At 46.4% G+C, this 23,456-nt stretch carries 21 protein-coding genes; 4 read left to right on the top strand and 17 right to left on the bottom strand.

What is annotated here, in order from left to right; genetic code table 11:
- Nucleotides 1–27: 27 nt before the first annotated feature.
- Nucleotides 28–4,368 (bottom strand): hypothetical protein, encoded by a 4,341-nt coding sequence (locus tag ACFPFU_RS01655; protein WP_377060849.1) that lies wholly within the window; start codon nucleotides 4,366–4,368, stop codon nucleotides 28–30.
- 462 nt (nucleotides 4,369–4,830) lie between these two features.
- Nucleotides 4,831–5,865: an RluA family pseudouridine synthase gene (locus ACFPFU_RS01650; RefSeq protein ID WP_377060847.1), complete on the bottom strand. Its 1,035-nt coding sequence runs from the start codon at nucleotides 5,863–5,865 to the stop codon at nucleotides 4,831–4,833.
- Between the two features lie 63 nt (nucleotides 5,866–5,928).
- Here ACFPFU_RS01650 and ACFPFU_RS01645 point away from each other — a divergent pair, with 63 nt between their 5' ends.
- On the top strand, nucleotides 5,929–6,840 hold the full coding sequence (locus ACFPFU_RS01645; RefSeq protein WP_377060845.1) for a 1-aminocyclopropane-1-carboxylate deaminase/D-cysteine desulfhydrase: 912 nt from the start codon (nucleotides 5,929–5,931) through the stop codon (nucleotides 6,838–6,840).
- A gap of 18 nt (nucleotides 6,841–6,858) precedes the next feature.
- Here ACFPFU_RS01645 and ACFPFU_RS01640 read toward each other — a convergent pair whose 3' ends face one another.
- From ACFPFU_RS01640 to ACFPFU_RS01590, 11 genes are all read right to left on the bottom strand, one after another.
- Nucleotides 6,859–8,211 carry an FAD-dependent oxidoreductase gene (locus ACFPFU_RS01640; RefSeq protein ID WP_377060843.1) on the bottom strand — a complete coding sequence of 451 codons (1,353 nt, stop codon included), beginning with the start codon at nucleotides 8,209–8,211 and terminating at the stop codon, nucleotides 6,859–6,861.
- 22 nt (nucleotides 8,212–8,233) lie between these two features.
- On the bottom strand, nucleotides 8,234–9,475 hold the full coding sequence (gene kynU / locus ACFPFU_RS01635; protein ID WP_377061391.1) for a kynureninase: 1,242 nt from the start codon (nucleotides 9,473–9,475) through the stop codon (nucleotides 8,234–8,236).
- Nucleotides 9,476–9,543: 68 nt separating this feature from the next.
- A complete protein-coding gene (locus tag ACFPFU_RS01630) occupies nucleotides 9,544–10,056 on the bottom strand; it encodes a 3-hydroxyanthranilate 3,4-dioxygenase (RefSeq protein ID WP_377060841.1) in 513 nt (170 codons plus the stop codon).
- A gap of 163 nt (nucleotides 10,057–10,219) precedes the next feature.
- The gene (locus ACFPFU_RS01625) at nucleotides 10,220–11,044 is read right to left on the bottom strand and encodes a DUF4382 domain-containing protein (protein ID WP_377060839.1); all 825 of its coding nucleotides are present in this window, start codon (nucleotides 11,042–11,044) and stop codon (nucleotides 10,220–10,222) included.
- A 123-nt stretch (nucleotides 11,045–11,167) separates the two neighbouring features.
- On the bottom strand, nucleotides 11,168–12,493 hold the full coding sequence (locus ACFPFU_RS01620) for a sensor histidine kinase (protein ID WP_377060838.1): 1,326 nt from the start codon (nucleotides 12,491–12,493) through the stop codon (nucleotides 11,168–11,170).
- 6 nt (nucleotides 12,494–12,499) lie between these two features.
- Nucleotides 12,500–13,174, bottom strand: a complete 675-nt coding sequence (locus tag ACFPFU_RS01615) for a response regulator transcription factor (protein WP_377060836.1) — start codon at nucleotides 13,172–13,174, stop codon at nucleotides 12,500–12,502.
- A 6-nt stretch (nucleotides 13,175–13,180) separates the two neighbouring features.
- Nucleotides 13,181–14,041: a hypothetical protein gene (locus tag ACFPFU_RS01610; RefSeq protein WP_377060834.1), complete on the bottom strand. Its 861-nt coding sequence runs from the start codon at nucleotides 14,039–14,041 to the stop codon at nucleotides 13,181–13,183.
- A gap of 33 nt (nucleotides 14,042–14,074) precedes the next feature.
- Nucleotides 14,075–14,548 (bottom strand): hypothetical protein, encoded by a 474-nt coding sequence (locus ACFPFU_RS01605; RefSeq protein WP_377060832.1) that lies wholly within the window; start codon nucleotides 14,546–14,548, stop codon nucleotides 14,075–14,077.
- A 342-nt stretch (nucleotides 14,549–14,890) separates the two neighbouring features.
- A complete protein-coding gene (gene prmC, locus ACFPFU_RS01600; RefSeq protein ID WP_377060830.1) occupies nucleotides 14,891–15,736 on the bottom strand; it encodes a peptide chain release factor N(5)-glutamine methyltransferase in 846 nt (281 codons plus the stop codon).
- A 16-nt stretch (nucleotides 15,737–15,752) separates the two neighbouring features.
- A complete protein-coding gene (locus ACFPFU_RS01595; RefSeq protein ID WP_377060828.1) occupies nucleotides 15,753–16,115 on the bottom strand; it encodes a magnesium citrate secondary transporter in 363 nt (120 codons plus the stop codon).
- Nucleotides 16,115–16,399 carry a hypothetical protein gene (locus tag ACFPFU_RS01590; RefSeq protein ID WP_377060827.1) on the bottom strand — a complete coding sequence of 95 codons (285 nt, stop codon included), beginning with the start codon at nucleotides 16,397–16,399 and terminating at the stop codon, nucleotides 16,115–16,117. Before ACFPFU_RS01590 ends, ACFPFU_RS01595 begins: the two co-directional genes overlap by 1 nt.
- Nucleotides 16,400–16,676: 277 nt before the next feature.
- On the opposite strand from ACFPFU_RS01590, the gene ACFPFU_RS01585 reads away from it, so the two are divergent.
- The 3 genes from ACFPFU_RS01585 (at nucleotide 16,677) to guaB (ending at nucleotide 20,193) form a co-directional block, all read left to right on the top strand.
- Nucleotides 16,677–17,864, top strand: a complete 1,188-nt coding sequence (locus ACFPFU_RS01585) for an RsmB/NOP family class I SAM-dependent RNA methyltransferase (protein WP_377060825.1) — start codon at nucleotides 16,677–16,679, stop codon at nucleotides 17,862–17,864.
- 28 nt (nucleotides 17,865–17,892) lie between these two features.
- Complete coding sequence (locus ACFPFU_RS01580) at nucleotides 17,893–18,573, top strand: hypothetical protein (protein WP_377060823.1); 681 nt, start codon at nucleotides 17,893–17,895, stop codon at nucleotides 18,571–18,573.
- A 141-nt stretch (nucleotides 18,574–18,714) separates the two neighbouring features.
- Nucleotides 18,715–20,193, top strand: a complete 1,479-nt coding sequence (guaB, locus tag ACFPFU_RS01575) for an IMP dehydrogenase (RefSeq protein WP_377060821.1) — start codon at nucleotides 18,715–18,717, stop codon at nucleotides 20,191–20,193.
- 87 nt (nucleotides 20,194–20,280) lie between these two features.
- Here the strand turns inward: guaB and ACFPFU_RS01570 are convergent, their stop codons facing one another.
- From ACFPFU_RS01570 to ACFPFU_RS01555, 4 genes are all read right to left on the bottom strand, one after another.
- Entirely contained in the window at nucleotides 20,281–20,838 is a 558-nt protein-coding gene (locus ACFPFU_RS01570; protein WP_377060819.1) for an FKBP-type peptidyl-prolyl cis-trans isomerase, read from the bottom strand.
- Between the two features lie 64 nt (nucleotides 20,839–20,902).
- A complete protein-coding gene (locus ACFPFU_RS01565) occupies nucleotides 20,903–21,451 on the bottom strand; it encodes an FKBP-type peptidyl-prolyl cis-trans isomerase (protein ID WP_377060817.1) in 549 nt (182 codons plus the stop codon).
- A gap of 48 nt (nucleotides 21,452–21,499) precedes the next feature.
- Nucleotides 21,500–22,423 (bottom strand): FKBP-type peptidyl-prolyl cis-trans isomerase, encoded by a 924-nt coding sequence (locus ACFPFU_RS01560; protein WP_377060815.1) that lies wholly within the window; start codon nucleotides 22,421–22,423, stop codon nucleotides 21,500–21,502.
- Nucleotides 22,407–23,456 carry a DHH family phosphoesterase gene (locus tag ACFPFU_RS01555; protein ID WP_377060813.1) on the bottom strand — a complete coding sequence of 350 codons (1,050 nt, stop codon included), beginning with the start codon at nucleotides 23,454–23,456 and terminating at the stop codon, nucleotides 22,407–22,409. The genes ACFPFU_RS01560 and ACFPFU_RS01555 overlap by 17 nt, the downstream gene beginning before the upstream one ends.

The raw sequence follows: 23,456 nt of genomic DNA, 5'->3' as shown, positions 1-23,456 counted from the left end.
AGCCAACTTCCTTAAAATCGCGTGCCCTTAGCGTCGCTGCTTTTCCTCCTCTTCTTTCCTGGGGATTTTGGGTTGCAGGAGGCCGGAACTGCCCATCAGACCGGAAAATGTGGCTTTCCACATATAGTTGAACACAAACTTGGAAGGATCTCTGGGCTCGTAGATAGGAGAGCTTACAAGCCTGTTGAAAATCTTTCGGGGGTTGTTTTTCCGCATGGCCAGGGCATTGATGACAAAGGTCAGGATGCCCTTCCTTCCGCGGGCCCTCTCCAGCGTCCTTTCATCCAGCAACCTTACCTTTAAATTGTTGTATCGTAGCGTCATGCTGCCCTGGGCACTTTCAGCATCAGCGATAAAGTGCCACTCACCTCCCTGAATGGTGCCCCGTTCTACGCTGACAAAAGCATTGCTTTCAAGGATTGAGTTGATAAGCGACAATTCAAATTCCCCAACTGTGGCTTCCACCTTGACCGGATAGGGCGGGTCAAAATCCATAGAAGCGTCCAGCGCCAGGAGTGCCTTGTCATTGATCAGGAAAGAGCCGCTTATATTGGCTTTTTCTCTTTGCTGGAGATTTCCCTGGGTGAGTCTGAAGGGAAACATCTTTGCGTTCAGTCGGGAAAAACGGATTTCCCCGGGCACCATTCCCCTTTCGGGAAATTCCCGGTAGAAAAAGGTTCCATCCCGTATCATCAGCGTATCCAGATCCATAAAAATTTCGGAAGCTACCATCAGTTGCTGAGGCATCAGTTTGGTCGTATCGGAATTCGGGGGCATTCTTTTGTCCCTGAAAATTTCAATATCCGGGGTGAGGACCAGCATGGTCCCGGCACGCAGCTTATTCTCGTTGATAAATTTTTCTACGTCCACCCCGGTGAAGATTACTTTGGGTACATATACCTCTGCCACATCTGTTTCCATACCCACTCCTCTGACGTATTGGTACCTTCCCACTTTGGGAAGATAAGTCACATCCTGGAGTTCAAGACGGTCTTTTGACAACAGGGCCAAACCTATCCTAAGCCTGTTGAGACTGTCAGGAAGGTCGATTTCGTAGTCCTTAAGCTCAAAAGCATAATCACTGTTCAATAGAAACTGACTGTCAAACTTTTGTTGACGGGTCAAATCAAAATTCAGGTCATTGAGGATGATACTCAGGTTTTCAAAAGCGCTTACTTCCGATATATCGTTCTTTTCTTTTATGGCAAGCCGTCCGCCGGAAATTTCAAAATTCTTAATCCTCAGATGCTCAAGTATCCGCTGGATTGCTTTTTCATCCTCTTCTTCTCCCCTTAGGGTAGCCACTTCACTTTTGTCCAAATAAATGGTCACATCCGGGTCGGTCAATACCATGCGCCGGATATCTATTTCCCCGGTTTTTTGTAGGCCGATAAGCGAGCGGGTATTGATGATGGCCCTGGGAATCCTCGCCTGAACAATGGGAATCCCCAGCTGCCCGTTCAAATTGTTAGGCTGGATAGTGAGGTTTTCCAAAACAATTTCATCGCTTTTAGAGTCCAGTTCGATTTTTGAAAAGTTAATCGTATGGATACTGTCCTTAAGCGCCAGCGTAAAATCGTCCGCCTCCAGGGACATATGGTCAAAGAAACCGGCAATATCCCCTTCTGTCAGCCGGGCAGAATCCAGCATAAAGCCCGAGAAAGACATGTTGATGCCGGTGGTGATTAACTGCACATCGTTTCCGTCCAGGAAATAGGATATGCCAAATCTTGCATTTTCAGCAAGGATGGAATCAATACGGACAATGTCTATGGTTTTGGGGAGGCTCCTTTCCCTTCTTCTACCGCCGGACCCAGCCGTCTCCTCTTCTTCTCCAGCGTCCCTGTTGATGGAAAGCTGCACATTGGCATCTGAAAGTTTCAGGTTGGTAAGGGACAGGGTGTTTTCAAACAGGAAGGCCTCAAGATCAACCCCTTTGATACTCATATCGGGAACGGCTGCCTGTATAGAGACTTTTTTGTCCAAAAACCTGTTGGGCCTTAACCTTACGTTAAAGGTGTTGATTTCTTCCCTCGCAGAGTTAAAGCTTATCCTTTCCGCCACCACATTGTATTGCCCATCAGCGATGTTGAAGACATAATTGTCAAGGTTTATATCCACTTCTTCCGAAAACAGGGTTCTGTTATCCAACGGGTCACTGTTTTCATCCAGGTAAAAGCCTTTGATGGATACTGCCACGTCGTTTTCCGCAAACGACCTGAACCGCTCATTGGCGAAATTATCATAGATGAAAGTGCCTTCGTTGACGGTCAAGGCATCCACACCTATCACGGAAAAATAATTTGTAATCAGGTTGAGGATATCCCCTCTTTCGATTTTGATTTCTTCCTCTTCCTTATCTTCTTTCTGGATGTATTTTTTCCAATGGATCACCGGGCTGGGGATGTCAATGTGTTTTACGAACAGCTTTTCTTCAAAAAAAGCCTGATTGATGTCTACGCCTATGGCAGAAAAATAGGGAATCTCAATGTCCAGTACGGTGGTTCTGCCATACCTTTCAAGGATGGGTTGGATGTCTCCGGTAGAAAACGGTTGGAGGCGAAAGCCTTCAATGTTGAGCAGCTCCTGCTTTGTGTCTATAAAGATTCTGTCAGCAGAGAAGAGGTGGAGGTTGTCCGAGAGCTTTAGGGCGTAATTCTCAATATCCAGGCGGAGCTCGTCAGCAAAGAAAATTCTGGACTTTTCATCACGGGTTCTTTCTTCATCAAGCTGGAAATTTTCCAATGTAAAGCTGATTTTGCCAAAAGAGAGGCTATCCTGCCGTATGCGCAGGTGATTGTCCAATGTCAGGCTTCCTTCGGACATTTCCAGTTTTTTGATGTAGATGGCTTTGAGAAAATCCTTGGTAAGCTCTTGGAGCGTGTTGCCCGACAAGGCGTTTTCTGTCCCTCCACGAATGTCTTTTAGCAATACATCGGGAGAATGGATGGTCATTTCCTCTATGTCCACGATGTTCTCGTTATAGATTTTCCGAAGGTTGGCATTGGCAAAATCCAACTTGGGCACTTCTATTTCAAAAAGCGTCGCATCGGGCAAATCATCCTCATCGAACCGGGGAAGCATCTCTACGTTGGTCATGGACACATGGTCCTTAAAGGAGGAAAGGAAGACTTTTTCGCCGGTAATCCAATGAATACCATCTGCCAGGGCGATTCGCGCGCCATAAATTTCGAGTTCGGCGTCCTTGGCATAAAAAAACAGGTCCCTGCGCCGGCTTTCCTCGGGGCCTATGTATACCTGGTCCATCAAGAAGTTTATTTCAGCAGCCTCTATCCGGTTTTTGTTCGCGTCATGCACCCCCCTTTGAAGGTATTTCCCCTTTGATATGTTGAGGGTGTTCACCGAAATGGACGCCAGCACATCTCTGATCAATTCATACAAATCGGTGGTTCGTTCCTCACCATCTGCGACCGTTCTCTCTGTGTACAGTGTAAAATCCGGACCAATCAGGTTGAGGTCACCCACGACCACATTCGAAGTCTGAAACATCTGTAAAATGTCGGCGTCGTCCACATTGAGGTTATCCAGGGATATTTCGTAGTAAGCATCTGTCTCCCGACTGAAATCGGGGGAAATCCGGACCTGATCTGCCATGATATGCTTATCCAGGGAGGAGATATCCACTGAGGTCGCGCTAACCCGATGAATACTGTCCGCGAGCAGAATTTCAAAATCGGAGAGATGAAGGGTAAAGCCTTCGGCATTAAAAGGAAGGTCATGGGCTTTTTCCCTGGCCACACCCAGGTCTTTTACATAAAGGTTGGTATGGGAGGCCTTGATGGACTTTTGGCTGATGAAGTTTTCCATCAACAAATCAGCCTCTTCCACATAAAAATTGTGGATGATTACCTCCTCAATGTCCCCCCCCAATGATTTTTGTATTTCTGATTCCAACAATTGAAGGGGGGACAGGTCCTCCTGCTCAAGCACGTCCTGTTCCTGTCTGGACTGTATATACGGGCCCTTGAGCCTTAACTCTCCGATGGCTATGGTTTTGTCCCGCCTGCTGAAAGAAAGCCTTTTGAGACTGATCTCGGGAACCGATATTTGATAAAAAGGTTTTTCGCCTACTCCAAAAACGGTTTCATCCACAGGGGATAGATAAAAATCCTTAATATAAAAGCCCCTTTCAAAAATGGAAAGGTAAAATCTGCCAAAATCCACCGTATATTTCCCTTCGGAAACTTTTTCTACCTGGCGTTGTAAAAACCCACGCAGGAGCCAGTCGGATCCGTAATAAAGACCGAGGTGAAGCAGGAAAAAGGAAAAAACAAGAATACCTGTCACCTTCAACAATAACTTGGATCCCCTTTGCAGTTTCTTGTTATTTTTTACAACACCGATCATATTCCAAATCAAGAATACAAAATAAAGTGAAAATTATTCATTAACTAATAATAAAAGCCATAACACGTTTAAAAACAGAAAAGGGAACATCAAAATGGAGTATACGCATTCGCCATTCTGAAGTTCCCTTTGAAATGTAAAGCTGTAGGAGAAGGATTCGAACCTCCACGGAGCTGTTAGGCAACACATTGAGCTCTATGTGTGCTTTATTCAGTACACCAAAATATTTTGGATCCTCCACCCCCGAGACAGGAGGGCTTGTCTGCCAATTTCAACATCCTACAGTGTCAAAGACCAAATTTTATTTTGATGTTTCAAATCTAATAAAACCATCCGTTTAAAGAAAAATTTTCATCAAAAATATGTATATTTTATATTATTTTTAATGAAAGTTATTTTTAAATTAAAAGACAATAATTTATATAAGTTTATTTGGTTTGCTTTTACGGAATTATCAACGGTTTATTCCGCCGTATGGACGTAATTTTCCCATTTTTGGATGACTTCTGACATATCCTGCGGGATTTCGGATTCGAAATACATCTCCTTTCCGGTCACCGGGTGGGTAAAACCGAGGGATTGGGCGTGGAGGGCCTGTCTGGGTAAGATTTTGAAGCAGTTTTGGACAAAAGCTTTGTACTTGGAAAACTGCGTCCCTTTGCGGATTTTGTCTCCTCCGTAAAAAGCATCATTGAAAAGCGGATGGCCGATGTGTTTCATATGTACCCTGATTTGATGCGTTCTGCCGGTTTCCAGCTGGCAATTTACCAAGCTGATATACCTCAGTCTTTTAAGTACCGCCCAGTGGGTGACGGCACGTTTGCCCTGGCTACCATCGGCATAGACTTGCATGATTTTCCGGTCTTTAATGCTCCTGCCGATGGGTAAATCCACCGTTCCGGAATCCTCTTTTGGCTCTCCCCATACCAGAGCCAGATAAGTTCTTTTAATGCTATGGTCGAAAAATTGTTTAGCCAGATGGGTCATTGCCTTTTCGGATTTGGCAATCACCAGGAGCCCACTGGTATCCTTATCAATCCGGTGCACGAGGCCCGGCCGTCCGGAATTGCCGGGAAGTTCCGGCAACTGGTTGAAATAGTACACCAGACCATTTACCAAGGTGCCTGTCCAGTTACCATGCGCCGGGTGGGCCACCATTCCCGCAGGTTTGTTCACCACCAAAAGATGGTCATCTTCATAGATGATATCCAAAGGCATTTTCTCAGGAAGCACCTCGGTTTCCTTCCGGGGCTGGGCCATGATCAACGTGATGACATCGAAAGGCTTGATTTTGTAATTGGCTTTTACGGGTTCGCCGTTTACCCGTACAACACCCTCCTCTATACCTTGTTGCACTTTGTTGCGGCTGGCATTGGCGATTTTTTCCGTGATGAACCGGTCCACTCTCAGGGGTTTCTGCCCTTTGTCCACTTCGAGCCGATAATGTTCAAACAGGGATTCCTCCTCGGGTAATTCTCCTTCTATTTCTTCTGACATGACACAAAATTAGGATTTGATTCAAAACTATTTGATATTTTTGGTCAAAATCCAACTTTTGTAGTGTCGAAATATTCAGAAACGGACTGCTATCAGAACATTGAACTGCCTTTGAATGGAGGCAGGGTCATTCCGGTGACCATAAAGCGTTTGGATCTCCTGCATCCGGACATTCAGGGGAACAAGTATTATAAACTGAAATACAACCTTGAAGAAGCCCGCCTCTCGGGGCATGATACCCTGCTGACTTTTGGGGGAGCCTATTCCAACCATATCCATGCCACTGCCGTTGCCGCGAGGGAAGCGGGAATGAAGGCGATCGGCGTGATCAGGGGCGAACCGGCTTTTCCGCTGAATCCCACGCTCTCCACGGTACAGGCATTGGGCATGCATCTGCATTATATCAGCAGAGGGGATTACCGGCAAAAAAAAACCGGAAAGATTTTGGATGCCTTGAAAGCAAAGTTTGGAAGGTTCTATCTGCTGCCCGAAGGGGGAACCAACCATCTGGCCATCAAAGGATGCGAAGAAATCCTCAATCATGAAGACAAGCAGGCCCTCTTTGTAGCTGTCCCCATTGGAACGGGCGGGACATTTTGCGGGCTGGTTTCTTCCGCTGAGCCGGGTCAGACAATAATGGGTTTTTCTTCCTTAAAGGGGGAATTTATCCGAAACGAGGTTCAGGAGCTTCTCCAGGTTTACAGCATCCGGCCCCGATGCCAGTGGGAAATATATACCCGATACCATTTTGGGGGATATGCCAAATTCACCCCGGAGCTGCTTGGTTTTGTGAAAAGCTTCAGGCTAACCACCGGCATCCCGCTGGACCCCATCTACACCGGTAAAATGATGTACGGTATGCTGGATTTGGCCGAAAAGGGCCGTTTCGTAGAAGACAGCCGGATTTTGGTGCTGCATACCGGCGGGTTACAGGGTATACCGGGATTTAACGAGCGATTCGGTACCAACTTATGACAACTGCGTTGCTTCCGCTTAAACTGACCGGACTGCATCCACACGGTTCAGGATGTTTTCAAAATCCAAACTGTCCCATTTGTGGGAGATCATCGGGTCCCGCATGACTTCATCCATGATTTGTTCCTGTAACTTGCCCTGGGCGTAAGCCTCCGAGTAGCTCATATCCGTAAAGGTGACCATGCTGTAAAGCGGAACCCATTCGTCAGGAAACAGCTCATGGAGCTTGGCCTCTATTTTTTTTCTGATCAAAAATTTGGGATCCGCCATGCTGTCGCTCATTTCCACAAAGTTCTCCATGGCCAGTGTGGAAATGGCGTCTGTATCGGGTTTCCTGATTTTCTGGAATTTTTCAAATACGAGATCCCAGGAAAATGTTCCGAACTTTCCGATCAGCTCATCCAAAATATTGCAGTCCTCAAAACCACAGTTCATCCCCTGTCCATAAAAAGGGACGATGGCATGGGCAGCATCGCCAATCAAAAGGCAATTGTTGACTGTCCAGGGATAGCATTCCGTATTGATCAGTGCAGCCGTGGGATTTCTGTCATATTCTTCCGCCAGGTCAGGCATGAGGTGATAAGCATCGTTGAAATAGGTCTGGAATATATATTCAGCATCCTTGCCATCATGAATTTTCTCGAAACACACCTTATATCCCTCAAAAGGCAAAAACAGGGTACAGGTAAATGATTTGTCCAGATTAGGCAGGGCGATCAGCATGAACCTGCCTCTGGGCCATATATGAAGTGCCTCCGGATCCATGGCAAACCCGCCATCGGCGGTAGGGGGAATACGGAGTTCTTTGTACCCGTGGGAGATGTATTCCTGCTTATAGTTGAACCTTGTTTGACATTCAAAAGCATTTCTTAAAGAGGAATGGGCACCGTCTGATCCGATGATAACCTCTGAGGATATGTCTTTGGTGCTGCCATCCGCCAGTAAAAAACGCACCCGCTTGTTTTCAACATCTACGGTCTCCACTTTGTGGTTAAAAAAGATATTAGCGCCACAACGGTCTGCTTCTTCCAACAAAATCTCATTGAAAGTGTTTCTGGAGACGGAGTAGATGGCCTGGTTATCCTTTCCATAGGGCTGAAAATACGTGTTGCCATGCTCATCATGCATTCGCCGGCCATACATGGGTAAGGTGTAAGGCATGACTTTTTCTTTGAGTCCGGCTTTCTCCAGGGCCTTCAAACCCCTGTGGCTTAGCGCCATATTGATGGACCGGCCTTCGGCAGCTAATTTATCTTTTCGCCAGTCCCTTCTTTTTTCATAGATAGCTACATCAAGTCCGCGCTTTTTTAGGTATACCCCCATCAAAGAACCGATCAGTCCAGCACCCAATAGGCTTATTTTGTCATTCATGACGTTCCAGTTTAGTAGGTTTTCAAACGAACTCCCTTAAGGAAATTTCTAAAATCCCGGCAAATTTATAAATATCTGTGAAACTGTTGTAAAGAGGAACAGGCGCCAACCTGATTACATTTGGATTTCGCCAATCTCCGATGATACCCTGCCGGTAAAGTGCATCAAAAACCGCTTTGCCACCTTTATGGATCAGGAGGGAAATTTGACATCCTCTTTCTTTTGGTAATGAAGGAGTTATGATCTCCAATATACCGCCATCTCCACTGATTTTACGAATTAAAAACTCCAAGTAACCGGTTAATAGTTCACTCTTTTTTCTTAAATTTTCCAAACCGGCTTCTTCAAAGATTTCCAGGGAAGCCTGATGAACCGCCAGCCCGAGCACATGGTCATTGCTTAACAGCCACCCATCTGCTCCCGGCATGGCTTCGAAATCCTTATCCATCAAAAAACGGGTTTCCTCATTGTGGCCCCACCACCCTGCAAATCTGGGCAGATCACTGCGATGGGCATGTCTTTCATGTACAAAAATCCCGGAGATGTTTCCGGGTCCTGAGTTCAGGTATTTATAGCTGCACCAGGTAGCAAAGTCCACGCCCCAGTCATGAAGCTGAAGCGGAACGTTGCCAATGGCATGGGCCAGATCAAAGCCGACCGGAATGCCTTTTTCCGCTGCGGCTTCGGTGATGGCCCGCATGTCAAACCACTGCCCGGTATAGTATTGGACACCGGACATCATCACCAGGGCAAGCTCGTCGGCATGAAGGCGGAGGGAACGCAGGACATCTTCCGTACGCAGGATGTGTTCGCCTTTTCTGGGTTGGACTTGAATGATGGTGTCTTTGGGCTGGAGTCCGTGGAAACGGGATTGGGACTCCAGAATGTACCGGTCCGAAGGGAAGGCGCCTGGTTCGGTAAGTATCTTTGTCTTCTTCCCCTTCGGTTGATAAAAAGAAACCAAAAGCAAATGGAGATTCGTGCTGAGGCTGTTCATCGCTACCGTTTCCAGCTCTTTGGCTCCCAACAAACCGGCCAATAGGGGTTTAGAGCGTTTCCTGGCATACAGCCAAGGGTTTTCTCCCATAAAATGCCCCTCAACCCCTTTTTCTGCCCAGGAGCGCATTTCGGATTCCAGAAAGGCAGCCGCTGTTTTGGGCTGCAGTCCGAGGGAATTGCCACAAAAATAAATGGCCGGCTGGCCATTGACTTCCGGAATATGAAAACGTTCTTTGAATTTCCGCAAAGGATCCTCATTATCCATCCGGCCTGCAAATTCCGCCGTGTATTCAAACGGGGTTTCCAATTTGGGTTTAGGATTTTCGTTGATGATCACTTTGTCATCACTGTTCCACATACGCTGCATTTGGTGTTGGCCGGGTTGCTCCAGAAGCGCTCCATGATGGGCGGAAGTTGGTTTACGATATCTGTTATCACCTCATATTCTTCATACAACTTGTTCCCGCAGTTTTCGCAGTGCCAGATAAAACCATCTTTTTCCCCGGGTTTTCTGTACCGCTCGAATACCAATCCGATGGTATTGGCAGGTCTCCGTGGGCTATGGGGCACCCTTGGAGGCAAAAGGAACATTTCCCCTTCTTTTATCGGGATGTCCCGGACCTGGCCTTCGTCTACCACTTTAAGGGTAATATCCCCCTCTACCTGGTAAAAAAACTCTTCCCCCTCATTGTAATGAAAGTCTTTCCGGGAATTGGGTCCGCCCACAACCATGACGATAAAATCATCATTGTTTTTATACAATTGCTGGTTTCCGATAGGAGGCTTCAGCAGGTGCCTGTTTAAACTGATCCATTTGGGGAAGTTGATGGGTGGGGATATGGCCATGACTGTGTTGGTTGATTGTGATACAAATTACACATGAATAGGCCAAAATTATAAAAAAAGGATAAAAGTTTTGGAAAACCCGGGCCAATTTGCCCAACATAAAAAGAATCCGGCCCCCAATCAAAACCGGGACCGGACTCGAAAAAAGTTAGCTTTGGTATCTTTACTCTACTTCTTCTTCCGTAGTTTCCATTTCAAGTTCCACAGGATCCAACACTGTGATTTCACCCCGTACCGCGGGTACATTCAACAGGGTATCCCCCAGGTAAGGTGCTTTGGGATGGATTTCTATCCGGTATTCACCGGCCTCCAGGCCCCTGAGCACAAAATCCCCATTGTCGTCTGTAAAAGTAGCAAGGGTATCTACACCCTTAATGCCATAAATGACCGGTTCTGCTTCGAGGGGAAGTACGGTGCCCTTGATCGTAGCGGACTCTTCCGCCACTACCCTGAGTACCGGCTTAAGAATGTATTGACCGGAATTCCCCGCTTTCACTATGGATTTGGCCGCGTCAAAATCAATAACGAGGTCATACTGAATGCCGGCCATCAGCTCTTTGTTAAGCTGCAGTTTCAGACCACTTTGCTGGGCGCTGGGGGTTTTCAAATCGATCCGGTTTCCGTCCTGCATGATATAATTGTCATCTCCCAGGATCAATCTGATTTGGGAAATTTTGCCGGCAGGAACTTCGGTTGACCCCAAATAGACCGCGTTGCCTCCTGTTAAAGTCAACAAGTCAATTCTTTTTTCATCCGCTTCATTGTTTATGCTGATCCAGGCAGTTTCATTTGCATCATTGCCTTTTCCAGGACGTACTTCTACCGCCAACACCTCTACCCATACCTCATCATAGTCTGCGGGAGCATCGATGAGGGATACATTTAACCGGGCATGCCCCTCCATAATCCCTTCCTGATCATTACAGCTCACCAAAAAAAGAAGGGAAAGCAACCCCGACATCCATAGATTAAAATTCATTAGTTTCATAACTGCAATCATTTAAAGTTTATAGGGTACAAATAAAATACCTGAACATGAAGTTAAAATGAAGAAGCCTTCCGGCCCTCCGGTATTTCCTTCAACTTCTTGATAATCAGCAAATACTTTGCCTCAATGGTCAAGGTTAGAAAAATGGAAGACGACCGCGGTGCCCTTCTTGCCGGAGTGGATCCGCACATCAACACCCAAAAATGAAGCGATTTTATAAATGATCTGAAGGCCATAGCCGGAACTTTCCTTTTGGGCATCCTTTAAAAATACCAGACCGGATTCAACCTGCTCCATCAAAGCCGGTGAAATGCCTCTGCCCTCATCGATGACTTCAACTTTATAGCCTTTGGCAATAGGCGCTCCGGACAAGGTCACCTTCATTCCCTCTTCGGAGTATTTTATCGCATTTGACAGCGCGTTTTGGACCATGATCATGCACAGGGATTTATTGCTGTTTTTAAAGTCAAAACCACCATCCAGTTCCAGCTTCAGACGGATGGACCTGTCATCGGCTATGGCCTCCCATTCTTCAAACAACGCTTTCAGCAAACCGTCCAAGGATACCGTTTCCGATTTTACGTATTGGGCATTGTTGACTTTTGATAAGAGCAGCAGCGCATTGATGGTTTTTTTGAGTTTTTGGATGGTCTGTTGCATGTCCATCAGCCGTTCCATCTCCTGCTGACTGAGGTTTTCATCGCCAAAAAAAGCTTCGATTTTGGTTTGGAGAATGGATACAGGGGTTTTGAGCTCATGGGAAGCATGGGAGATAAACACCCGTTCCTGGTTGAAGGCTTTCTGTATCCGCCAGATCATCTCGCTGATGGCCTCGTCCAGTATTTTGAAGTCCTTGGTAGTTGTTTTGACGGGTTGGTGAACAAACTGCTGCGGCTCCCTGATGTGGGATATTTTGTCCCGGATGATGCGGTTGAAGGGTTGGATCAGCCACTTGTTGAATACGTTGTCCAAAAAAAAGGAAAGCACAATAAATCCCAACAGCAGGGCCAGCATGATCCTGAAAATCAGACCTGAGATGTTGTTGATGGTCTCCAGGCTTTTTCCGATTTCCATGAGGAAGTAGTCGTCCTCAAAGGCAAAAACATAGGCGCAGACCCGGTAGGAGACAGTGATGTTGTCAAGGATTCTTTCCTCATTGAAAATGCTGTCCAATGGGAACGGTTCTTCTAATTTTTCCAGTAGCACATACTCTTCCCGGAGAATGTTGTAGCTGCCAAATCCACTTAAGCTGTCCTCTTCACTGAAAAAGCCACCCATTCCCTCATGGCTGATGATGGTCAGGATCTGGTCCCTTTTATTTATAAGTTCAGCATCGATGTTTTTCAGCGCAAAATGTTTGAGCAGAAAAGGCCCCGTCATTAAAAAGAGCAAAAGGATGATTCCCTTTGCCAGCAAGTTATACAAAAGCATTTTGGTGGACAGGTACATTTTTGCTCAGGTTTTGACTTTATAACCCACTCCTCTTACGGTTTCCAGCCAGTCCACTGAAGCATACCTGCCCAGTTTTTTGCGGATGTTTTTGATATGCACATCAATATAGTTGGATTGATAATCGTCCTCTACGTGGTCCCCCCATATATGCTCAGCAAGCTGGAATCTATTGATTACCCGGTTGGGGTGGATCAGCAGGAAATGGAGCAGGCTAAACTCTTTGTTGGTCAGGCTTATTTCTTCGTTTTTGTGGGTCACGGTCCGGCTGCCGAGGTCCAGCACAAAATCCCCAAGCTTGATTTCTTCTTTGTTCCACCCGCTTTTTCTTCTCAGGATGGCCTGCATCCTGGCTTTTAATTCCAGCAGGGAAAAAGGTTTTGAAAGATAGTCATCTGCCCCTCTTTCCAGACCGAGAACCCTGTCTTTGATATCAGACCGGGCAGTAAGAATGATCGTGATGGACTGTTCTTGGTGGGCTTTGATCTCATCCAGCAGACTTATCCCGTCGCCGTCAGGCAGGCCAAGATCCAACAGGATAAAATCATATTGGTTTACGGCAATTTGCTCTGAAGCGCCTTTATAATCGGCTTCCCAATCACAGATGGTTTGTCCCTCCTCAAGGTAGCCAATGACTTCCTTGGCCAACAGCTTTTCGTCTTCCACTAAAAGTACTCTCATATGGATCTAACGCATTTTTTTTATGGGGAGGGAATAGGTCAGCTGACCGCCAAAGATAAACCTTCCTCCCGATTCATCAAATTCGGGCGTGTTGACGGGATGGACATACCTGTACTGGAATTCCATTCCCCAACCGTTCCATTCCAAATTAAGCGGAAGCATAATTTCCCAAGTCAAAAACCTTAAATTTTCCAGTTCACTAGCAGCATCCAGCAGGTTTTCACCAAAACCGCCCAGGTGGTAAAACCGGCTGGTGCCCCACATGAAGGAGAAGGCGGGTTCAAAAGAGACGGTGATGGTTTTGAACAGTCTTTGGTCAAATTCAAAATACCGGGAATGCTGCGATGAGATAAATACATCGGTTTTGTCGTTGAACAGTCCCTGGAGTTGCAGTGTGGAGTAGAGGTAATCCCAGTCCAAACCGAACGTGCCCTGAAGAAATCCCATATTTTGTATTCCTGTGACTTCACTGCTTCCCGAAACCAGAAACTGCGAATAACTTACATTGAGGTCTGTTTTGGCAGACAGGTCTGTCTGATATCCCAAAGAGAGGGCATACTGATAAGGGATTTCAGGCTCAAGGAATCTGAATGCGGAAACATTAAAATACAAACCCGTATGAAAGTAATACATGACATCCGTGCTGAGGGTAGGAATAGTCTGGCCAAAGTCCCGGCCCATAAAAGTAAACCTGTCATTGAATTTTGCATTGAGAAGGATAAAGTCATAGACCTCCTGCTTTTGGCCGTTGTCTGTGGTATCACCGGTTTGTGACCAAACCTTGGCCGGAACAAGTGGCAGTACCCAGCAAACAATCCAAAACATCGAGCGGTTTTTTCTATATACTTTCCCCAGGGTTCTCCTCATAGGCACTTTTCTATTAGAAATCAGTTGAACTATTTAGAGCCCGCCGGGTTTTCCGGGAGGATTCGGAACATTCCCCGGACCCGGACGGTTAGGCCGGGGCTTGTTGGGCCGCACCACCGGTGGCGTGGGTCGGGCAGACGGGACCGTGATGCCGGGTCTTCCGGGATTGGATGGCCTTCCTGATTGGCTTGGTCGGATATTTCTTGCATTATTGGATACTTCTGCGCCTGTCTGGCCGTTTGCCCTTCCCCTCTCAGCACCCTCCGATACACTTCCAGCCTTGGTATTGACCAATGACCTTCGTCTGGCCGCACTGCTGATACTTATGCCTTTTTGCTTTCCCCCCTCTTGGGTAGTGCCCATGTTACTTATCCCAGCACCTGTTTGGGCTGCTTCAGGATGGGTCTTTTCAACCACAGGGATTTCTTTTTGGGGCTTTTTTTCAGCCTGCCCAAAAGCCAAGGTTGTCGAAAACAGAAGCATGAATAACAAGATCGTCTTGCTCATGTATCAAATAATTTTATCCGCTGTATGTTGCTATAGCAGATTATGTTGTACTTAAAGGTAAAATAAATAACTCAAAATGAAGAATGAATGAAGAAATCCTTCACTTTTTAGCCAACGGATATGTTTGTTGATTCAAGAGATTTTTAATAACCTGTTGTGATGTCCTGAGAGACCGGCAGGAAGCGTCCCGGCTCTTATTGGATCAAGAAGCCGGGATGACTTTTCTTTTTCCAGGATGGCTTCGCGGAGGGAACAGGCGCTATTGCTTTAGCCGTAATGTTGCTGACGAAGTGTGTTCCGGACCATTCAAATGGACATGGCACTTGCAGGGCTCCCGGATGATTATGGACACCATCTTCCCGATACAAAGCGATCTTTGCCATTAAGATCCCCATATATTGTCACCTCCTCATATCCCAGGTTTTCCAGCAGATCTTTTGTCTCTTTTCCTAAAGTCTCATTGATTTCAAAGTAAAGGTAGCCCCCGGGTGTAAGGGAGAAAGGCGCTATTTCTGAAATCCTCCTGTAAAAAAGTAGTGGGTCCTCATCCGGAACAAACAATGCCAAGTGGGGTTCATGCTGAAGCACATTGGGGTGCATTGCTTTTTTTTCGGATTCTTTCACATAAGGGGGATTACTGACGACAATGTCCAGCCCCTTTACCGGTAAATCTTCTTCCAGAACATCCACCTGAAAAAACTTTACCCTGGCTTTCAAATCACTGGCATTTTCTCTTGCTATGGCCAAGGCAATGCCGCTTACATCCATCGCATAGACCTCGGATTCAGGCATTTCCAAGGCCAAAGTGATGGGTATGCAACCGGAGCCGGTTCCTATGTCCAGTACAGAGCAATTCCCCTGATGACGGGTTAAAATAAGATGTACCAGTTCCTCCGTTTCGCGTCTGGGGATAAGGACACCTGTCCCCACTTTGAATGTCCTTCCATAAAAAGGGGCACTTTTCAGGATATATTGCACCGGTATTCCCTGCGACAGTTTCTGAAAGGCGGCATCAAATTCCTGTGTCGCGCTGCTCATCTTAACATCTGATAAGATGTCTTTTCTTTTGATCCCCAGGAAATGATCCAACAGCCATAATACCAGACTTTCCGCCTCTTGTTTGGGATAAAGCGGCTGGAGCTTTTGTGTGTGGTCACGGTAAAACTGTCTGAGCGAAACGCTGTTCATGTCGCTAAATTAACGATCAGCGGGGATTCTTTTTGTTGATCAGATGATAAAAGTAGATCGCACCGAGTACGTAGCAGAAAACATCCCAGATATCCCGGACATAAACATCCGACCAAATGGGCAATAGGATTTCGAATATCAAACTGATGTAGGCCACGGCGACGGCTATCTGCAATTTGGTAAATACCAGGGTCTGCTTCAGGGGATGCAGCCAACGGTAAATCTGTAAGGTAATGCCCAAAATGACCGGCATGGCCAGCAGGTCATCCAGATAGCTGTGGACTATGGGAATGAATGTTCCCTGTGTCTTTTCAAAATATTGGTTAATCCAGAAAAGGAGGCAGGGTAAGAGAAAAAAGGGGTTTTTGATGACTGACATTATCCTGGAAGGGCGGCGATCAGCCAAGCGATAAAGGTAATGATAGAGATGTAGATGGTATAAAAAAAATTACCCACCTTTTTCATGGTTTTCACAAAATCACTGTCAGTTTCTTTAATATAAAATATCCATTGTTCTTCGTTGGCTTTTTTTTGTTCCGCTCTTTTTTTTTGATATTCAAGATCTATTCCTCCCAGGCTTTTTCCGCAATGATCACAGAGATCATTCAGATCTTGATTCCAGCTTGACCATTTTCCGCAGTGTGGACATTTTTTTTCTCCCATGGTCTGAACAATGCCAAAATCCTGCCAAAAACCAGGTTTAAAGGCCTGGAGAAAGATAATGTCTTTTCAAAAACTAAAGAAACAAACAATCGATCCGGCATGTTATTTTCAAGAAGTTAGGGGGCATGCGGATTTCAGGGGCGGCTTTTTTAGCACTTACTCCGCGGGATTCAGGTACAACGTAGTGGGATACGGGGCAGGCTGCGATAGTTGCGGAATGAATCCCTATCGGCGGATAAATTTTCTATATTTGCCCATTCAAATCAAATTACATTCCATGAAGCTTTTCCCGAATACGGTAAGCGGGGTTGTCAGTGCCTTGAATGATATTTTTGAAGGGAAGTATTATACAGACAAGGTAATTGAAAGAACCTTTAAATCCAATCCCAAATGGGGGGCAAGGGACAGGGCCTTCGTTGCGGAGAGTGTCTATGAAATCGTCCGCTGGTGGCGACTGATCCGGGAACTGAGCCCTTCCGGGGACCATTATCATCTTTTTGGGACCTATTGGCTCTTGCAGGGTAACCACCTGCCTGATTGGGAGGAGTTTCAGGGGCTTGAGCGCACCACCCTGATGGAGAGGCACCGGCGCATCCAGGAGAGAGCAGTTTTAGAATCCATTCCTGATTGGCTGGATGAAATGGGGGAGGGATTACTGGGTGAAAAATGGGAAAAGGAACTGGCGAGTCTCAATCAGCAGGCTGACGTTGTATTGAGGGTGAACACCCTTAAAACCAGCAGGGATATCCTCAAGCAGAAATTGGAGGAGCAGGGTATTCAAAGTGTTATACCTGAGGGATATCCTGAAGCGCTTGTGCTTCGGGAGAGAAAAAACGTGTTCAGGACGCCTTTGTTCAAAGAAGGTCTTTTCGAAGTGCAGGACGCCTCATCACAATTGGTGGCGGCTTTTCTGGATCCCCAGCCCGGCATGCGGGTTATCGATGCCTGCGCGGGAGCAGGTGGAAAGGCGCTCCATTTGGCTGCAATGATGCAAAACAAAGGTAAGATTCTTGCTATGGACGTGGAATCCTGGAAACTGAAAAACACCAAATTAAGAGCAAGAAGAGCCGGGGTTTCCATCATTGAAACAAGGCCGATTGAGAATAATAAGATCATAAAAAGGCTCAAAGATTCTGCGGACCGCTTGCTGTTGGATGTTCCATGTTCCGGATTGGGTGTACTCAGAAGGAACCCGGACGCCAAGTGGAAGCTGCAACCAGAAACGCTGCATAAAGTGCAGGAGATTCAGAAAGAGATTTTACAACAATACCCGCTTATGCTAAAACCGGGGGGAATTATGGTATATGCTACCTGTAGCATTTTACCCACTGAAAACGAGCGTCAAGTGGCCGCATTTCTTAAGAGCACAGCCGGAAAGGACTTCTCCCTTTTGGAAGAAAAGAAGGTGCTGTCCCATGAGAGCGGCTACGATGGGTTTTATATTGCCAAAATGATCAAGAAGTAAGTTTTTATTCCAACAAGATCTGATTTAAATGAAGCTGCATGTACTTGTACCCTTCGTAGCGGCAACCGTTTTTGCCGCTTGTCAATCCGCGGGGGAAGATGATGAAGATGTTCTGGAAATAAACCGTGTGCTGGTAATAGGCAACAGCATCACCTACCATCCCATTGCGCCCGATATAGGATGGCATGCGGATTGGGGTATGGCGGCCAGTGCCCGCGAAAACGATTTTTGTTCCCTGCTTGAGGCTTCCCTGCTTGCGGATTTTCCGGAGTTGGCCTTTATGAGGGAAAACGTATATCCGTTTGAACGGCATTACGATGACTTGGACTTCGAGCAGTATGCTTATTTGAAAGAATTCGCCGCGGATCTGCTGGTCATACGCCTGGGGGAAAATGTAAACACGGACAAACTGGAAGGTTGGAATTTTTCTGAGAGATTGCAGGCATTTACGGACTATTTAACAGGAGAAACGGGAGCGCGAATAATAGTCACGACTACTTTTTGGGAGAATGCGGTGGTCAATGAGCAACTGCTCCATGCCGCCGGGGTGGAGGGCTGGGAAACCGTCAGTCTCTCTCATTTAGGTGAAGACGAACAATATATGGCCATTGGAGCGTTTGAAAATCCCGATGTAGCCAGGCACCCGAATGACAAGGGCATGCGTGCCATTGCCAACCTTATCCTGCAATCGATCTTAGCAAGGGGGTAGATATCCTTACCTCCCAAAGAAAATTCCTTAAACAAGACCGATTTTGAATAAAATTATTATATTTTTTTACCATCAAGTTGATTTGCATGTCAAAATCATCGTATCTTTGACGGGCAAATACGGTTACCTAACCCATTTGCCATGAATCCAAACACTGATAAATTTCTCTACGAAGCGCTCACCTATGATGATGTGCTTTTGGTACCCGGCTACTCAGAGGTACTTCCCCGCGAAACCAATACTTCTTCCCAACTTACTAAAAACATCCGGCTCGAAATCCCCTTGGTATCCGCCGCGATGGATACGGTTACCGAAGCGGAGCTGGCCATTGCTATAGCTCTGGAAGGCGGCTTGGGCTTTATCCATAAGAACATGCCCATAGAAAAGCAGGCCGCCCAGGTGCGCAAGGTAAAAAGATCCCAGAGCGGCATGATTCTCGACCCCATTACCTTGGATATCAACGCCAAAGTAAAGGATGCGGAAGGCATTATGACGGAATACAACATAGGGGGGATCCCTGTAGTCGATGAAGAGCGTTTTTTGAAAGGCATCATCACCAATAGGGATCTCAGGTTTATCAAAGACCTGAGTCGGCCCATCAGAGAAATCATGACCAAAGACAATCTGATCACAGCCAAAGCGGGTATCAGTTTGGAACAGGCTGAGGAAATCCTTCAGGAATACAAAATTGAAAAATTACCCATTGTTGATGAGGATTACCGGTTGACCGGGTTGATTACTTATAAGGATATTCTAAAAAGAAAGGACAAGCCCCATGCTTGTAAAGACGAGTTCGGCAGACTAAGGGTAGGTGCTGCAGTGGGAGTGACCCATGACATAGTGGATCGTGTGGAGGCTTTAAAAACTGCGGGAGTGGATGTGGTATCCATTGACACGGCCCATGGCCATTCCAAAGGTGTGATCGAGGCTTGCAGGAAGATAAAAGCCAACTTTCCTGACCTGGATGTGATCGTAGGGAATATTGCCACTCCCGAAGCGGCTTTGGCCCTTGCTGATGCAGGTGCTGATGCGGTGAAGGTAGGTGTGGGGCCTGGAAGTATCTGCACCACGCGCGTTATCGCGGGTGTAGGGGTTCCCCAACTCTCCGCGGTGATGGAATGTGCCAGGGTGTTGAAAGAGAAAGGTGTTCCTGTCATCGCCGATGGGGGCGTGAGGTATTCCGGGGATGTGGTAAAAGCCTTGGCAGCAGGAGCCAGTTCCGTGATGATCGGTTCCATACTGGCCGGTACTGAAGAGGCCCCGGGGGAAATCATCATTTTTGAAGGCAGAAAGTTCAAGTCTTACAGAGGCATGGGGTCACTGGAAGCCATGGAGTCGGGTTCCAAAGACCGGTATTTCCAGGATGCCGAAGAAAACGTCAAAAAGCTGGTTCCGGAAGGCATTGTGGGTAGAGTGGCTTTTAAAGGTTTGGTATCAGAAGTATTGTACCAATTGGTAGGCGGCCTTCAGGCAGGGATGGGCTATTGCGGCACAGCCACCATAGAGGAGCTTAGGGAGAACGGTAAATTTGTGAAAATCACCGCTGCGGGGGCAAGAGAATCCCACCCCCATGATATCAGTATCACCAGGGAGGCCCCGAATTACAGCGCAAAGATGTAGCATCCTAAATGTTATCGGCAACAAACAACATAGCCTGCGGGAAACCCCACAGGCTATGTTGTTTTTGTAAACTGCTAAACAATTTGATCAGTCCATTCCCAAAAACTCCACATCAAACACCAGGACGGAGTTGGGAGGAATTCTTGGAATATTCTCGTTGTCTCTGTAGCCATGAGGTGAGGGGATGATTAAAGTAGCCCTGGCCCCGCTCCTTAACCTTTTAAAGCCAAAATTAAAACCCTCTATCGCCCCTCCTTGACCGGCGGGCACATCCAATAAGAAACTGAATATATCATAGTTTCTTTCTTCATCATGGATGTCATTTTCCTTGGCCACATCTTCCAGATTACTGTCAAAGACAGAACCATCCAGCAGATAACCTATGTAGTTGGCATACACGGTATTCCCGGACTGGGGCCTGGAGCCGGTTCCTTCTTCCTTGACGATCACAACGACACCCGAGGGATCATGTATCCTGGAGATGCTGTCAAAGTCGGCCGTCTGTAGGTATTCATCTATGATGCCCCGGTCTCTGGCCAGGTTGCCTTCGACATCATAAACCGGACCAAACCAGTTGCCCTGGTCATTGCATGCCAAAAAGCCTAACGAGACCACTAGGATCAAGACGCTGTTAAGGTATCTCATTTGCGTGTTTTTTATGGGCTGCGTTTTCTTGCCCATTTTTGGGAGAGAAAGCAGCCCTGCTTTTTTATTGTTGTTGATGTGATCTGACTTCGACCAAATCCAGATCAAAAGCCAAAACCGAGTTGGCAGGAATAGGACCGTTGGCTTGAGATCCATATGCATAGCCTGAAGGGATTAAAGCGATGGCCTTTTCACCCTCCTTCATTTGAGAAAGGGCGATATGCCAGCCTACAATCACATTGGATACGCCAAGTTCGATCCGTAAAGGTTCATAAGTTCTGCTGGCGTTATGGATCCCGTTGTCTTTGGCTACATCCTCATCAGAGGTGTCAAAAACGGTCCCATCCAGAAGATAACCCGTATAATCGACATATAAGGTATCCTGGTTCTTTGGCACCTCCCCCTCCTCATTAACCTCGGTAAACAACAGTACCACGCCGGTATCTCCAATCGTTTCTTTCCGCATATATTCAGTCTCAATGGTCTGAATATATTCCTCAATTTTTTTCACATCCCGGTTGAAGGTAGCTTCCCAGTTTTCATCATCGGAAATACAGGAAAACATCGTCATGGCACTGAAGCATGCCACCAGCAGTATAGTACTTTTTTTCATGGATTGATTGTTTACCGAGCCCCAGGCTTTTTTGGAGCCCGGAGACAATTATTTTACATCTGTTACTTCTACGTCGAAAATGAGGATGGAGTTGGGTTTGATCACCTCTCCCCTCTGAGAAGGTCCGTAGGCCAAGGGAGAAGGAATCAACAGTTTGGCTTTGGATCCTTTTTTAAGGTATTGAAGCCCTTCATCCCATCCGGGGATCACCATGCCCTGACCTACCTCAAAAGAAATAGGTTCATAGGTACGGCTTTCATTATAAGTATTGCTTTCCTTGGCTTTGCTTTCGACACTGGTATCGAATACTGTGCCGTCCAACACATATCCGGTATAATTTACGGAGATGGTATTGCCCTGTTCCACCTGCCGGCCGGCACCTTCATCTTCTATGACGTAGAAAAGACCCGATTCTGTCCTGGTAGCATTTAAATTATTTTCAGAAATATAATTTTCAATGGCCTGAACGTCTTCCTCAAGCTGCTGTTCTGCTTCTGCCTCTTGTTTTTTCTGCTGTTCTGCTACCAGATCATTGAAGTAATCCTGAAAAATCTCTTCTTCCAGTACATTGATTACCCCTATGCTGATGATTACTTTGTCTTCACTTTTCAGGAAAGGAGGCAGGTTGGGGCCGAAGACCTTTTCCGCTTGTGAATTGATGACAATGCTATCACCTTTGTTCAGGTTGAGGAATATCTCATCTATTCCGGTCATGGCTTCCGCAGTGTCACTGTGCTGAAGATAGGGGGGGACAGGCTGGTCATAGCTGGAAATAAAGACAGAGTCTTCAGAAGTTTTCGCAGTGAATTGGTAAAGTACAAAATCACCGTCTTTGGTCTTCTCCTTCCCCTCCTTGATATACTTATATTCTATCCCGTCGGAAGTGGTTTTTGTCTTATTTCCACAGGAGAACATCAGGGCACCGGCAACAATCGCAACAGCGCCAATCATCACATTATTGATTCTTTTCATTGACTAATTCAAGTTGATTAAATAAAATATGTTTGTTTTCTTTTATCAGTTTTTCAAACCGCTCAGTTGTTTCTTTGAGAGGCAGCTTGGAGGTGCCTCCTGAGGCATTTTTATGCCCTCCGCCACTAAAAAACGTTGCGGCGAACTTGTTTATTTCCACTTCTTCAGAAGAACGGAAAGAAATTTTCACCCCGTCTTTTCTTTCTGTAAAAAGCGCCGCGATTTTGATGCCATCCAGGGAAAGCGCGTAATTTACCAGGCCTTCCGTGTCGCCGGTCTGGGACTGGTACTTCTTGAGGTCTTTTTTGCTGATGGCGAAATAGGCCGTATGGAGGTCATTCAATATGGTAAGCCTTCTGGTGAGGGCAAAACCAAGAAACTTTAACCTGTTTACGGAATTCGTATCATAAATCAGCCGCGAAATCTTTGAATTGTCCGCTCCGATGCCAATCAGCTCTGCCGTCACCAAATGGATGTTTTTGGAAGTATTGGGATGTTTGAACCCCCCGGTGTCTGTCATGATCCCGGCATAAAGGCATTCTGCTATATCCTTGTCTATCAGTTTTTTATCCCCTACTTTTACGATAAGTTCATAAAGCAGTTCACAGGTTGCAGCCGCCTCTGTACTCCAAAAGCGGAAATCCGCAAAATCCTTAGGATCCTGATGATGGTCTATATTTACCTTGTAGGCTTTGGATTGCTTAACCATCTCCCCCATCTCGCACAACCTGTTGAGACAGGAAAAGTCAAGGCAGAAGACAATATCGGCCTCTTTGATCTTTTCAGCTACAATTTCAGCCTTGCCGGGTTCTTCAAAATTGATTACTTCGTCATTGCCTTTCATCCAGCTCAAAAAGGAAGGATAATCCGAAGGTGTGATCACCGTCACGTCATGGGACTTCTTTTTGAGATAATTGGCCAGCGCCAGGGACGAACCCAGGGCGTCGGCGTCAGGTTTATGATGGGTGGTAATAACGATCTTTTTGGGCGAAGCTGATGAAATTTGTTCTTTAAATAGATCTAATTCCTGCAT

This window comes from Negadavirga shengliensis, assembly GCF_042652345.1.
GTDB classification, from domain to species: domain Bacteria; phylum Bacteroidota; class Bacteroidia; order Cytophagales; family Cyclobacteriaceae; genus Negadavirga; species Negadavirga shengliensis.
This window is presented reverse-complemented; position numbering and strand designations above follow the sequence as displayed.

Bases quoted from the DNA above. Each gene is read 5' to 3' on its own strand.
- ACFPFU_RS01655 (WP_377060849.1), bottom strand. From the start codon at position 4,368: ATGATCGGTGTTGTAAAAAATAACAAGAAACTGCAAAGGGGATCCAAG.
- ACFPFU_RS01650 (WP_377060847.1), bottom strand. From the start codon at position 5,865: ATGTCAGAAGAAATAGAAGGAGAATTACCCGAGGAGGAATCCCTGTTT.
- ACFPFU_RS01640 (WP_377060843.1), bottom strand. From the start codon at position 8,211: ATGAATGACAAAATAAGCCTATTGGGTGCTGGACTGATCGGTTCTTTG.
- kynU (WP_377061391.1), bottom strand. From the start codon at position 9,475: ATGGATAATGAGGATCCTTTGCGGAAATTCAAAGAACGTTTTCATATT.
- ACFPFU_RS01630 (WP_377060841.1), bottom strand. From the start codon at position 10,056: ATGGCCATATCCCCACCCATCAACTTCCCCAAATGGATCAGTTTAAAC.
- ACFPFU_RS01625 (WP_377060839.1), bottom strand. From the start codon at position 11,044: ATGAAACTAATGAATTTTAATCTATGGATGTCGGGGTTGCTTTCCCTT.
- ACFPFU_RS01620 (WP_377060838.1), bottom strand. From the start codon at position 12,493: ATGTACCTGTCCACCAAAATGCTTTTGTATAACTTGCTGGCAAAGGGA.
- ACFPFU_RS01615 (WP_377060836.1), bottom strand. From the start codon at position 13,174: ATGAGAGTACTTTTAGTGGAAGACGAAAAGCTGTTGGCCAAGGAAGTC.
- ACFPFU_RS01610 (WP_377060834.1), bottom strand. From the start codon at position 14,041: ATGAGGAGAACCCTGGGGAAAGTATATAGAAAAAACCGCTCGATGTTT.
- ACFPFU_RS01605 (WP_377060832.1), bottom strand. From the start codon at position 14,548: ATGAGCAAGACGATCTTGTTATTCATGCTTCTGTTTTCGACAACCTTG.
- prmC (WP_377060830.1), bottom strand. From the start codon at position 15,736: ATGAACAGCGTTTCGCTCAGACAGTTTTACCGTGACCACACACAAAAG.
- ACFPFU_RS01595 (WP_377060828.1), bottom strand. From the start codon at position 16,115: ATGTCAGTCATCAAAAACCCCTTTTTTCTCTTACCCTGCCTCCTTTTC.
- ACFPFU_RS01590 (WP_377060827.1), bottom strand. From the start codon at position 16,399: ATGGGAGAAAAAAAATGTCCACACTGCGGAAAATGGTCAAGCTGGAAT.
- ACFPFU_RS01585 (WP_377060825.1), top strand. From the start codon at position 16,677: ATGAAGCTTTTCCCGAATACGGTAAGCGGGGTTGTCAGTGCCTTGAAT.
- ACFPFU_RS01580 (WP_377060823.1), top strand. From the start codon at position 17,893: ATGAAGCTGCATGTACTTGTACCCTTCGTAGCGGCAACCGTTTTTGCC.
- guaB (WP_377060821.1), top strand. From the start codon at position 18,715: ATGAATCCAAACACTGATAAATTTCTCTACGAAGCGCTCACCTATGAT.
- ACFPFU_RS01570 (WP_377060819.1), bottom strand. From the start codon at position 20,838: ATGAGATACCTTAACAGCGTCTTGATCCTAGTGGTCTCGTTAGGCTTT.
- ACFPFU_RS01565 (WP_377060817.1), bottom strand. From the start codon at position 21,451: ATGAAAAAAAGTACTATACTGCTGGTGGCATGCTTCAGTGCCATGACG.
- ACFPFU_RS01560 (WP_377060815.1), bottom strand. From the start codon at position 22,423: ATGAAAAGAATCAATAATGTGATGATTGGCGCTGTTGCGATTGTTGCC.
- ACFPFU_RS01555 (WP_377060813.1), bottom strand. From the start codon at position 23,456: ATGCAGGAATTAGATCTATTTAAAGAACAAATTTCATCAGCTTCGCCC.